The sequence below is a fragment of the Flavobacterium algoriphilum genome, from assembly GCF_048158655.1.
GTDB lineage: Bacteria > Bacteroidota > Bacteroidia > Flavobacteriales > Flavobacteriaceae > Flavobacterium > Flavobacterium algoriphilum.
Genome location: NZ_JBLNKY010000007.1, coordinates 47953 through 60568 on the forward strand (window position 1 = coordinate 47953; position 12616 = coordinate 60568).

The window sequence follows — 12616 nt, forward strand, 5'->3', positions numbered from 1 at the left end:
CTTTAAAGTTCTGTTTATATTTGTAATCTTTAAACAGGTAATGGTATCATAATTGCTATAATTATTATTGAAATTAATTAAAACATGAAAAAAAAACTTTCTTTTATTGCTTTATTAATACTGAGCGTTTCTTGTGTTAGCACACAATCTACTTTAAAAAACGTAGACGATAATGCACCGACTCTCACCCTTACAAATGAGAATACTTTTGTAATAACGGAATACAGTAAAGACAAAAAATATGGTTATAATGAAAATTATCCCATCAATATATTTTATAGAAATACGGCAAACGAGACTATCAATCAGGAACGCTTTCTGAATGCATTGACTGGACCAAAAGGAGAAAAAATTATTTTTACAAAATTAGAAAGCTGCTGTCCTTTTCCAACAAAAAGAACAGATTTAGGTGCGGGTTTTCTGGATGTTTATGAACTAAAATGGGACGGACAAAAAAAACCTGTAAAACTCTATTTGAATATTTACGAAAAAGGTGTTTTATTGGTGCCAGTTGGTCTTAATTTAAAAAAGAAATAAATATAACACGACTGAGCTAGCGTTGATAATAGTAAAAATATTTTTCTTTTTTTTCAACCAAAGTTTTATTTTTATTATATTTTAGTGAATTTCATTTGTAACAAATCGCAGGAAATAGCTTCAAAAAAATACTAAATCATTATTTCTAATTATCTTTGCACTTTCAAAAAATAAATTTTATGAACATACAACATATTCCACTGATCAAACATACTGAAAGTGGTAATTTCTTTCTTCTCGCCGGTCCTTGTGCAATTGAAGGTGAAGAAATGGCGATGCGTATTGCCGAAAAATTAATTGGTATCACGGATAAACTGATGATTCCATTTGTATTTAAAGGTTCGTTTAAGAAAGCCAATCGCTCAAGAATTGACAGTTTCTCAGGGATTGGAGACGAAAATGCATTAAGAATTCTCAGAAAAGTATCTGAAACTTTTGGTGTTCCTACTGTAACTGATATCCATACCAATGAAGATGCCGAAATGGCTGCACAATATGTAGATGTGTTGCAAATTCCTGCTTTTCTAGTTCGTCAAACTGATTTGGTTATGGCTGCTGCCAATACAGGAAAGGTTGTAAACTTGAAAAAAGGGCAATTTATGAGTCCTGAAAGCATGAAACATGCCGTACAAAAAGTTTTGGATTGTAACAATGAAAACGTAATGGTTACGGATCGTGGAACTATGTTTGGCTACCAAGATATGATTGTTGATTTTAGAGGTATTCCTACCATGCAACAGTATGCAACAACTGTTCTTGATGTTACACATTCGTTACAACAACCCAACCAAACAGCTGGAGTAACTGGCGGAAGACCTGATATGATTGAAACTATTGCCAAAGCAGGAATTGCTGTAGGTGTGGATGGGATTTTTATCGAAACTCATTTTGATCCGGCTAACGCTAAAAGTGATGGAGCTAATATGCTACATCTAGATTATTTTGAAGGTCTAATGACCAAATTAGTCGCCATAAGAAAAACTATAAATCAGTTTTAAATTCAAGTTAAATTCATTGAAAAATATAATTTTATATTCTGCATTCTTAATTATGTGTTCTTCGATAAACACTTTTGCTCAAGAACAAATTAAATTACAAGATAAATATACGGCTCACAACAAAGGAAAATTCTTTGTATCATGGGGTGGAAACAGAGATAATTACTCTAAATCTGATGTGACTTTTCGAGGAAAAGATTATAATTTCACTCTCGATAATATGGTTGCTCATGACAAACCAAAAGGTTGGCATGTCGATTATATCAATCCGTCAAAAATGACTATTCCCCAAACTAATTTTAGAATGGGGTATTTCATAAATGACCATTATAGCATTGCCATTGGAGTGGATCACATGAAATATGTGATGACACAAGATCAAACGCTGAACATGACTGGCACGATTACCGGAAACCCACCCTATAATGGGGTTTACAACAATACGCCTACTGTTATGACTGAAAGCTTCTTGCTTTATGAACATACAGATGGACTAAATTATGTGAATTCTGAATTTTCAAGACATGATGATATTTCGTCATTATTCAAAATTAGAAATACAGATAAAATCCAAATTAATTTAACCGAAGGTGGTGGTATTGGTCTATTATATCCAAAAACCAATACGACACTTTTAGGAAAACCACGTCATGACGACTTTCATATTTCTGGTTATGGAACTTCTTTGAAAGCTGGTTTGAATATTACTTTCTTTAAACATTTTTATGTTCAAGGAGAATTAAAAGGTGGCTATATCAACATGCAGGATATTAGAACTACTCAAAGTACCGAAGATAGTGCCTCACAAGATTTTTTCTTTCTACAAAGAATAATCGCTTTTGGAGGTATTTTCAAAATATAAAGTGTGTTCAAATAATAAAAAACTAGGCTGTCTTTAAAATGACAGCCTAGTTTTTTATAGCCTATATTTTATTTGAATTTTGAATCCAAATAACAAATAACTGTTAAACTCAATGACCATAAAAAAAGGAATTCTGATTGAGTTGGGGAATATCACTACAATATTTTTTTTTAAGATCTCAGCTGATTTTATTTGTATTGCAGGATTTGATGGTTATTTCAAAAAAAAAATCCCCCTGTTTCAAAATTATTAGGTTATTAATTTGCAATCCGTATTTGATCTCATTGCTATTTCTAAAATTAATGATGAAGAAACACTTAAGTTTATAAATTCTAAAAACAACAAAAAAGAGTTTAAGACAAACTTTAAAAAAATCAGTAGACGAATTAATTCATAAAGAGGAATTAAATTCTCCTATTGAAGAATTAGATTTGAACGAAAATTTAAATGAAGTATTACTTTCTATAAATTCTTTAATAAGAAGTTCAAAAATCATACTTAATATCGATTTTTCAGAGCTTGCTGACATTCATTTTAATAAAGAATACTTGAAAAATATATTCTTAAACTTGATTACAAATTCAATAAAATATTTAAAAACAGACACCTTACCTTCTGTTTCTATTGTTTCTAAAAAAGTATACGGAATCAGTATTGAGAACGTTACTCCTTCCTACCGAATTGATTTTGATGTTTTTTAGGTTTGGATAATACAAAAGCTATTTAAATCCGTACACAATTCCATTTCATTTATCAAAAAAAAACCCTTCGATTTAAATACCGAAGGGCTGTCACTAAATAAACAAACCAAATTTATTTAATCAACTCCAAACTAACTTTCTTCTCTGCATTTGAATTAGTCCCAACAAAAATTTGAAAGGCACCCGGCTCAGCAATAAATTGTAAATCTGAATTATAAAACTTTAACTCTTCAACAGAAATTTCAAAAGTTACCGTTTGTTTTTCTCCTTTTTTAAGAGCGATTTTTTGAAATCCTTTCAGCTCTTTTATAGGTCTTGTAACAGAACCTATAAGATCCCTTATGTACAATTGAACCACCTCTTTACCATCATAATTTCCGGTATTTGTAACCTCAACAGTAACGTTTACTTTTTCGTTAAAATTCATTTTATCCGATGAAATCTTCAGGTTCGAATAGTCGAATGTGGTGTAACTTAATCCAAATCCAAAAGGAAATAAAGGTTCATTTCTTTCGTCGATATAATTAGATCTGAATTTTTCAAACTTTCCTTCTTTGTTCCCTAAGGGTCTTCCTGTATTTTTTTGATTGTAATAAATAGGCACCTGCCCTACACTTCTAGGAAAAGTAGCGGTCAATTTTCCCGAAGGATTTTCATTTCCAAACAAAACGTCAGCAATAGCACTTCCTGCTTCACTTCCTGCAAACCAGGTATTCAATATCGCTGGAACAGTTGCATTTTCCTGAACTAAAACTAATGGACGCCCAGTAAATAATACTAAAACCACCGGTTTTCCAGTTTTCAATAATTCTTGTAATAAATCTTTTTGAGCCTGCGGAATTTCTAAATTGGTACGGCTGCTGCTTTCTCCACTCATTTCAGCAGATTCACCAAGGGCTGCAATAATCACATCGGATTGATTGGCAATTTTCAAAGCTTCCGCCAATAATTCAGCTGCAGTTCTGCTATCACGGTGCAAGGTTTTACCAAACATAGTTGCTTTTTCTTCGAAAGCTGCATCATAATCCAGATTACTTCCTTTGGCGTAAAGCACTTTTGTAGCATTCCCTACTACTTCTTTAATTCCTGATACTAACGATATCGATGTTTGCATGTTAGTTGCTACACTCCAAGTACCCGCCATGTTTTCTTTGGCATCAGCCAATGGACCAATCACCGCCACAGTTCCTGATTTTTTCAAAGGAAGTAGTTGGTTTTGGTTTTTAAGTAAAACCAAAGATTGAGCAGCAATTTTTCTGGCTTCAGCTCTATTACTATTTGTAAAAATCTCCGTTTTTGCTCTTTTTTCATCACAATATTTATAAGGATCTTGAAACAATCCTAAATCATATTTGGCATTCAAAATAAGTCGGACGGCATTATCAATTTGTTCTATACTTACCTTTTTTTCATCCAATGATTTTTTTAAAGTCGTAAGGAAACCTTCGCCCACCATATCCATTTCAACTCCGGCATTTAAAGCCAACGCTGATACGGTTTGCAAATCGCCCATTCCGTGTTCGATCATTTCAGGAATTCCTGTAAAATCAGTAACCACAAAACCTTTAAAGCCCCATTGTTTTCTCAACACATCAGTCATTAACCATTTGTTTCCTGTTGCAGGAATTCCATCAATTTCATTGAAAGATGCCATAACAGAACCTACACCAGCTTCAACAGCCGCTTTATATGGAGGAAAATAATCATTGTACATTTTTATTCTGCTCATATCAACAGTGTTGTAATCGCGTCCCGCTTCCGGCGCACCGTACAAAGCAAAATGTTTCACACAAGATAAAATGGTATTATTCTTTGACAAATCATCTTGTTGGTATCCATGCACCATTGCTTTGGCAATTTGGCTTCCCAAAAACGGATCTTCACCCGAACCTTCAGAAACTCTTCCCCAACGCGGATCACGTGAAATATCAACCATAGGAGAAAAAGTCCAGTTGATTCCATCGGCGCTGGCTTCTTGAGCTGCAATTTGAGCACTTCTTTCAATCAGTTTCATGTCCCACGTACAAGACAATCCAAGCGGAATAGGGAAAGTCGTTTCATAACCATGAATGACATCCATTCCAAAAAGCAACGGAATTTTTAATCGGCTTTTTTCGACTGCAATCTTTTGTACTTCTCTAATTTTCTGAACGGACTTGATATTGAATAAACCACCTACTTTACCTTCTTCAATATTTTTAGCCACATTAGAACTATTGGCTGCACCCGTTGTAATATCTCCAGAAGTAGGTAAATTCAATTGCCCTATTTTCTCCTCCAAAGTCATTTTCGACAATAATTCGGATACAAATTCGGTTTTGGGTTTAATTTTTACCGTCTTTTTAGCAGTCTTTTTTTGGCTATAGCCAAAAAGTGAAAAGCCTAAGAGGAGTATAATTAGTTTAATTTTCATTTTTTATTTTTTTATTTGTTTAAACGTCCAGTCATAAATTTCTTGGTTGTCATATATGCTGGACCAACGTCGTTACCTTCATCATCAAAATGGTTAGTTCGACATTTCCATTACACTTCATAATTCCTTAAAAATTATATTTCCCGGAATGAAAGCCAAGTTTCATTAAACCTTGTTTTACCTCTGGCGCATTCATAAATAATTTCCATAATAAACCGGTACGATAATTTTCAACCATTGGTGCAATTGTGCCTTGATCGATTGCTAAATATCGTGGTGTTACCCAATTATAATGCGGAGAAAAAGCATCATAAGGTCCCGCAATTCCAACTAAAGAACTCTTTTTCTCATCATATAAATAATGGAGAAATTTCATTGATTCAGCTGGCGTATAAGGAAAAGAAGATAAGGCCGCCGTTGGTGAAATCACTCCTAAATCATTATTAGGCTGATGCGCTGAATATCCTGTCGATCCATCACTATTACGAGAATAACTTGCTGTTAATCCCCAACATTTTTCAGAATAATCCTTCCATTGACGTGGATTGGCAACACAATATTTGTTCATTATTTTAGCATGATTTTGAGTCAATGCCCAATAATCCGCATATTGATCCGTCAAGTTAGTGGGATCTAAACCTAAATAAGAATAATGCGCCCAAAACATAGGGCCTACATTTCCTGTTGCTCCATTATGATTAAATACTACTGGTATTCCGTATTGTGAACTACCATTTACAATTGCGCCATTTCTTGCCCAAGCTTGGTGATACGCTGCAGCCGGAATAGGATGTGTAGGAGATGCAGCACCCATTATATAGGTAATCAAACATTCGTTGTATCCTTCCAGTTTAAAATTCATTTCCCAACCGTAAGTAGGTGACCAATGCCAGTATAACGCATTTTCGCCTTTGGTATACCAATCCCACTCTACACCTTTCCATAAATTATCTGCTTTAGTGGCTAAAGCTTGTTCTGCAGCAGTTCCATTTTTGAAATATTCTCTAACGGTTAACAAACCCTGACATAAAAAAGAGGTTTCTACTAAATCCCCTCCATTATCTTTCGTTCCAAAAGGAATTACTTTACCTGTTTTTCCATTTATCCAATGTGGCCATGCACCATGAAAACGTTCCGCATTTTCAAGAAAAGTCAGAGCAGTTGTAAGTCGGGAAACAGCTTCAGTTCGATTAACAAATCCCCGCTCTACACCAACGACTATTGACATTAACCCAAAACCTGAACCTCCAGTGGTAACTATATTAGCTTCAAAACTTGGATCATCAGTTAGGTAACGCTCTCTTGCTAATTTTGAATTGGTTTCAGCATAATCCCAAAAATATTTGATAGCATCTTTTTGAACTTGATCCATAGCTTCAGCATCTGTTAAAGCAGGTACTGGAGTTGTAGGAGTCGTTGGTAATGGCGTGCCGCTACCATTGTTCCCTCCAGGAGATGAAGATGAACAAGAATTTAAAAAAATTAAAAAAAACATTATGTATAAACCGTTTTTCATCTTTATAAAAATAATAGGATTAATAGTAAAAAATACACACCTAGTTTTATGCAAACTAAGTGTGTCAATAAGTCTTTATCTGTTATCTTTTTCTAATTTATATAAAGCAACAACTTCATTGTCAGAAAGTGCCGTTTTATAAATTCTGAACTCGTCCATTAGGCCTGTATAATTCAGCATCCAACCATCAGCAGCACCCCAAGGAGCTCCTAAATGTTGTTGAAACCCACCAATAATGAATTTAGAAACATTCGAATTAGCGAGTTCACCATAACCCACTCCACCAGTAAGAGGATCGCTTGCATATCGTTTTGCTATTGAAGCAGGCAAATCAAGCTTCTTTCCATCAATGTACATACTGTAAGTTGAACTAGTTCCACTATAAGTCCATACTACATGTTTCCAAGTTCCAAACATATTAGCCAAAACATTAGCACCACTGTGTTCTATAAACTGACCTGACCAAGCAATACTGGGTGTCACATCTTTTTGAAGATGATTTTTCATTAACATAGTAGTTGCTGGACCTGTACCTTCAATCAAGGAGAAAATATTTCCCCAAAAATCTGTAGTTTTTGGTAACATAAATAACGATTGTGCTCCTCCTGTATGCGGATTTGTATTGATCCACATAGAAACTGTAATACTTTTTACATCTACCAAAGAACTGGATACAGTACTGTAAGCGATAAAAGAATTTGAAGAACCTTTATACGCTTGTCCTTTGATTCCAGCTCCGTAACTTACATTTGTTCCAACTCCACCAGTTATTCCATTTTTTGAATCCGAAATAGTATTCTCAAAACTAAATTTAGCGATCAAATTACTGGCAGCAATATCATCTGAGTTTTCATAACCTCCAATGGACTCATAGGGAATTGGGCTGTTTACTTTATCTATACTATCCTCATTACAGCTCACAAAAAATTGAGAAGCCAGAACAGAAGCAAATAAGAAAATATATTTATTTTTTTTCATTTTTACTGTTTTTTTAAATTAATAACCAGGATTTTGTGTTGATAATCCGTTTGCTTGCGTAATGAATGCTTGCGGTAATGGAAACAATTCATGTTTACCGGCAACAAATGTTTTCCCATCAATTGCAAACGCAGCAACTGCTTGACCCGTTCTTACTAGATCAAAAAATCTATCGTGTTCGAATGCCATTTCAACTCTTCTTTCTTTCCAGATTGCTGTTCTAACAGCCGCTTGAGATACAGCAGTTGTATTCCCTAATCCTGCTCTTGCTCTAATTTGGTTTAACAAAGGAATAGCCGCAGGAGTCTGGTTTAATTCATTTAATGCTTCCGCTTTCATTAGTATAACTTCGGCATATCTCAAATATTTGATATTCACATCAGTTTCCCAACCATCTGTGAAAGCAGAAGAATACGCTTTGTAGTTGTATCTTTCATTTTCAACAGTAACTGGTACAACTCTACCATCATACAAAGTGGTACCTCTAAAAATGATTGTTGCATTTTTTCTAACATCACCAGTTTCATAAGCATTTACTAAACTTTGAGATGGTGTATTGAAACCCCAACCCCATCCACCATTACCACGAGCACCTTGTGTATTGGAATATCCTGAAATTCCTTTAGCAGGAACTGAACCTGTACCTTGAATTTCAAAAATTGATTCGGCATCATTTTCTCCAGCTAATCTAAACATAGAAGCATAATTTGAAACAATAGCATATCCTGTAATCAAATTACAGTTGTCCACTACTTTCTGCCAGTTTTTTTGGTATAAATTTACTTTTGCCAATAAAGCATAAGCAGCTCCTTTTGAAGCTCTTCCTTTTTCAGCAGCAGCATATTCGGATTTGTTAGGCAATGCTGCAATAGCATCATTCAAATCACTTTCGATAAAAGCATACACTTCAGCACTTGTTTTACGTGTTAATTGCATGATTCTGTCTTCATCAGAAGATGGATTTGGCAAATGATCTACAATTGGCACACCACCGTACGTTTTTACCAAAGTAAAATACATAAAAGCTCTTAAAAATTTAGCTTCACCTAATAATCTGGTGCGTAAAGCTGGATTAGCTTGGTCTAATTGCGGAACAATACTTAATGCTTGATTGCACCTGTTAATCCCCTCATAATTAGCTGCAAAAATCTCACTTGTTGATGGAGTTGAAGCATTGTAGGTTAAGGCGTCCATTAAATCTTTGTCTGAACCTGTATCCCCCGGAGAAGATCCTTTGTCAGCATCATCAGAGGCAATACTTGACAACCCAATCCAAGAAAATGAGGTCATGTTCCAATCTAAAAACTTACTATAAATTGCCGTTACAAAAGTGGCTGCTCCTTCGTCATTGTTGAACAATGCTATATCTTTTGTAGAAATAGATTCAGTTTGATCTGCATCTAAATACTCGTTTGAACATCCAGAGAAAAAGTATGCGGATAGGGCAAAAATTGATATATATATCTTTTTCATTGTATTAAAATTTTAAATTAGCACCGATAACGAATGATCTTAATGTTGGATATGCATCCAACTCAATACCTTGTGTTCCATAAGGATCTCCATTACCATTTAATTCAGGTGAAAAACCTGAGAATTTTTGAGTAATAAATGGATTTATTGCATTCACATATACTCTGCAAGAATTCAAAAATTCTCCTTTTAATGGTATTTTGTATCCAAGCGAAATATTGTTAATTCTAAAGAAATCGCCTGATTCTAAATAATAGTTAGAAGCTACAGGAACTAAATTAAATGGTCCAGGATTTGCAGCCGTCGTATTATTTACAGTCCAAAAATTAGTAGCCAAGGATTCTTCTACATTTTCTCCGCTAAAGCGTTGTGCTTTTTTACCATTGTATACTTTAGCACCAGAAGTACCGTATCCGTCCACTGAGAAATCAAAGTTTTTATAGTTCAATCCTAAAGTTACACCATACGTAGAATTAGGTAAAATTGAACCAACATATTTTTTGTCTTTATTAGCATCCAAAGCATCTTGAGTCACTTTGGCACCTGTTGCAGTATAATATAACATCTTACCATTTACAGCATCAAAACCAGCATATTCATAAATATAAAAACTACCTAATGGTCTTCCTACTGAGGTATTATCTAATAGTTTTGTCCATTGCCCATTTGCTAAATCTCCACCAGTAATTGGCGCAAGCGTAGCATCTTTCAAACCTGTCAATTCATTTTTGTTATTTGAAAAATTACCTCCAACCCAGTAACTCAAATTGTCAGTTAGTTTATCATCCCAACGTAAAGAAATTTCATATCCTTTATTAGATACTTCCCCAACATGTGCTGGTGAAGAATTACTTATACCTGAAGTCATATAAGGTTTTGTATTCAAAATAACATTGGTTGTTGTTTTATCATACACGTCAAATGAACCTTTCAATCTATTGTTCAACAATTCAAAATCGATACCACCAGAAGTTTCCTCGGTAATTTCCCATGATAAACTTGGATCAACTTGAGAATTGATTGTAGTTCCTTCATTCAATATAGAACCTCCTAAATAATAAGTAAGACCAGAACTATACGCTTGGTTGTTAAGCGGTACGTTTTGGTTTCCTAATTTACCCCAACCTCCTCTTAATTTCAATAAATTAATTCCTTTAACATTAGACATAAATTCTTCTTTGGTAACAACCCAACCTAAGCCAAAGGCTGGAAAAGTTCCCCAACGATAGTCTTTACCAAAATTGGATGAACCATCACGTCTAATTGTACCTGTAAATAAATATCGGTCCATTAATTTATATTGGAAACGACCGAAATAAGAAGCTATTTTATTTTCATTAAAAATTTCATCTCTATAACTAGTAACTGTTCCTACATAATCAACACCTGCTAGTGACCAGTAATTTGAATCTGCATTTACATTTTTCCTGGCAACAGTCAATTGTTCTCTTGCTCCTCTGATAGAAGTTTCAATACCCCCGGTTACTTCAATATCATGGATTTCGCCAAATACTTTATTATAAGTAAAGTAATTGGATAGATTCCAATTGAAATATTGATTTCTGCCTTTTGTCAATAAGTTAATATTCTTATCTGAAGGATAAATAATTGTAGCTAACTGACCTGGATTATTATTTGTTTGCCAAATAGCCTTTGTATCTTCAAAATTGTAATTTTTCCAAGTATAATATTCCCCATTAAACTGTGAGGTGAATTTTAACGATTTTACAATTTCATAATCTAATTTTACACCACCTTGCAATGTTACACTGCGCTGTTGTTCATTAAAATAGTCTAATTGAGCAACAGGATTACCTACATTATTAAAAGAAGAACCTGCTGTTCCAGCAAAACCATCGTTCCCTACATAAGACACTCCATATTGTCCATTAGAAAAACGAACAGGAACTATTGGAGATTGCTTGTACGCATTTGTAAAGGCACTCAATGGTTTTGGAGTAGAATTTGTTGAACCAAAACTGAAGTTTTGATTTAAAGTCAGTTTTTTAGAAATTTTGTATTCGTTGTTATTTCTAAAAGTAGTACGACTGTAATCTAAACCATTAAGAATTGCTTTCTCCTGATAATTTCCAATACTAAAGAAATATTTTATATTCACTGTTCCCCCAGAAACCGAAACGTTATTTTGAGTATAAGATCCTCTTCTTGTAATCGCATCAAACCAATCGGTGTTAACGGGTTGATCTTGTGAAAAAGTAGTCGTTTGCAAAGCTGCATTCGAATAATGGGAATATTTATTACTTCCCGCCATTTTTACTTTTTTCAAAGGCTCTCTAAAACCAGCAAAACTTTCAAATTCTACAGAAACCTTAGCCCCTTTTCCTTTTTTGGTAGTTATTATTATAACTCCATTTGCAGCTCTTGTTCCGTAAATTGCTAGTGAAGAAGCATCTTTCAATATTTCATAGGATGTAATATCATTAGTATTGATGTTATTAATGTTCTCAGTGGGCATCCCATCCACAATAAATAAAGGAGTTCTTCCTCCTAATGCAGTTCCTAAACCTCTAATAACAACAGAAGGGGTACTTCCCGGCAAGTCTGAAGAAATTACTTGAACACCAGCAGCCTTTCCTTGTATGGCTTGTGAAGCATTCAAAACTTTGGTTTTAGATATTTCCTCTGCTTTTAATGAAGTAATTGCGGTAGTATTGTCAATCTTTTTTCTGGTTCCGTATCCTATAACAATCACTTCTTTTAATTCAGTGTCTTTGGATTCTTTTAAAGTAATGTTCATATTATTAGCCGTTACGGCAATTGATATGGCATCAAAACCTAGCATGCTAATTTTTAATACCTCTCCTAGTTTGGCATTAATATTAAAATTACCGTCAAAATCAGTATCAGCCGAAGTCTTAGAATCAACAGCAAAAATCATTGCTCCAGGAATTCCAATTCCACTCTTATCCAATACTTTTCCCTTAATTACTTGACCAGACATGTACGCCGGAAGCAGAATGAGTGCTAAAAAGCTAAAAATAAAATTTCTCATATATTAATAATTTGTTAAAATTAGTAGAGCCAAATTAGATAATTACAACGTTATAGTAACCATAATAGAGTTACTACATGAATACATCAAAACATTGAAAGCCGATAAGAAATCTATATTTTAAA

9 protein-coding genes are annotated in these 12616 nt (G+C 34.1%); 4 read left to right on the forward strand and 5 right to left on the reverse strand.

Annotated elements, in window-relative coordinates; all coding sequences use genetic code 11:
• The first annotated feature begins 84 nt into the window (after nt 1-84).
• The 4 genes from ACM55G_RS12275 to ACM55G_RS12290 all read left to right on the forward strand — a co-directional run bounded on the left by ACM55G_RS12275 (nt 85) and on the right by ACM55G_RS12290 (nt 3098).
• Entirely contained in the window at nt 85-537 is a 453-nt protein-coding gene (locus tag ACM55G_RS12275; RefSeq protein ID WP_416844230.1) for a 2-dehydro-3-deoxyphosphooctonate aldolase, read from the forward strand.
• A gap of 179 nt (nt 538-716) precedes the next feature.
• Nucleotides 717-1535: a 3-deoxy-8-phosphooctulonate synthase gene (gene kdsA / locus ACM55G_RS12280; RefSeq protein ID WP_416844231.1), complete on the forward strand. Its 819-nt coding sequence runs from the start codon at nt 717-719 to the stop codon at nt 1533-1535.
• 16 nt (nt 1536-1551) lie between these two features.
• On the forward strand, nt 1552-2397 hold the full coding sequence (locus ACM55G_RS12285) for a hypothetical protein (protein ID WP_416844232.1): 846 nt from the start codon (nt 1552-1554) through the stop codon (nt 2395-2397).
• 431 nt (nt 2398-2828) lie between these two features.
• A complete protein-coding gene (locus tag ACM55G_RS12290; RefSeq protein ID WP_416844233.1) occupies nt 2829-3098 on the forward strand; it encodes a hypothetical protein in 270 nt (89 codons plus the stop codon).
• A gap of 112 nt (nt 3099-3210) precedes the next feature.
• Here ACM55G_RS12290 and bglX read toward each other — a convergent pair whose 3' ends face one another.
• From bglX to ACM55G_RS12315, 5 genes are all read right to left on the reverse strand, one after another.
• Complete coding sequence (gene bglX / locus ACM55G_RS12295) at nt 3211-5511, reverse strand: beta-glucosidase BglX (RefSeq protein ID WP_416844234.1); 2301 nt, start codon at nt 5509-5511, stop codon at nt 3211-3213.
• A 127-nt stretch (nt 5512-5638) separates the two neighbouring features.
• Nucleotides 5639-7006 carry a glucoamylase family protein gene (locus ACM55G_RS12300; RefSeq protein ID WP_416844235.1) on the reverse strand — a complete coding sequence of 456 codons (1368 nt, stop codon included), beginning with the start codon at nt 7004-7006 and terminating at the stop codon, nt 5639-5641.
• A 96-nt stretch (nt 7007-7102) separates the two neighbouring features.
• Nucleotides 7103-8005 carry a LamG domain-containing protein gene (locus ACM55G_RS12305; RefSeq protein ID WP_416844236.1) on the reverse strand — a complete coding sequence of 301 codons (903 nt, stop codon included), beginning with the start codon at nt 8003-8005 and terminating at the stop codon, nt 7103-7105.
• Nucleotides 8006-8023: 18 nt separating this feature from the next.
• Entirely contained in the window at nt 8024-9478 is a 1455-nt protein-coding gene (locus ACM55G_RS12310; RefSeq protein ID WP_416844237.1) for a RagB/SusD family nutrient uptake outer membrane protein, read from the reverse strand.
• A gap of 4 nt (nt 9479-9482) precedes the next feature.
• Nucleotides 9483-12491 (reverse strand): SusC/RagA family TonB-linked outer membrane protein, encoded by a 3009-nt coding sequence (locus tag ACM55G_RS12315; RefSeq protein WP_416844238.1) that lies wholly within the window; start codon nt 12489-12491, stop codon nt 9483-9485.
• Nucleotides 12492-12616 lie beyond the last annotated feature (125 nt).

What these genes read in the sequence shown, in the direction of transcription:
- bglX (WP_416844234.1), bottom strand. Translation starts at nt 5,511, where the DNA reads ATGAAAATTAAACTAATTATACTCCTCTTAGGCTTTTCACTTTTTGGC.
- ACM55G_RS12310 (WP_416844237.1), bottom strand. Translation starts at nt 9,478, where the DNA reads ATGAAAAAGATATATATATCAATTTTTGCCCTATCCGCATACTTTTTC.
- ACM55G_RS12315 (WP_416844238.1), bottom strand. Translation starts at nt 12,491, where the DNA reads ATGAGAAATTTTATTTTTAGCTTTTTAGCACTCATTCTGCTTCCGGCG.
- ACM55G_RS12305 (WP_416844236.1), bottom strand. Translation starts at nt 8,005, where the DNA reads ATGAAAAAAAATAAATATATTTTCTTATTTGCTTCTGTTCTGGCTTCT.
- ACM55G_RS12275 (WP_416844230.1), top strand. Translation starts at nt 85, where the DNA reads ATGAAAAAAAAACTTTCTTTTATTGCTTTATTAATACTGAGCGTTTCT.
- kdsA (WP_416844231.1), top strand. Translation starts at nt 717, where the DNA reads ATGAACATACAACATATTCCACTGATCAAACATACTGAAAGTGGTAAT.
- ACM55G_RS12300 (WP_416844235.1), bottom strand. Translation starts at nt 7,006, where the DNA reads ATGTTTTTTTTAATTTTTTTAAATTCTTGTTCATCTTCATCTCCTGGA.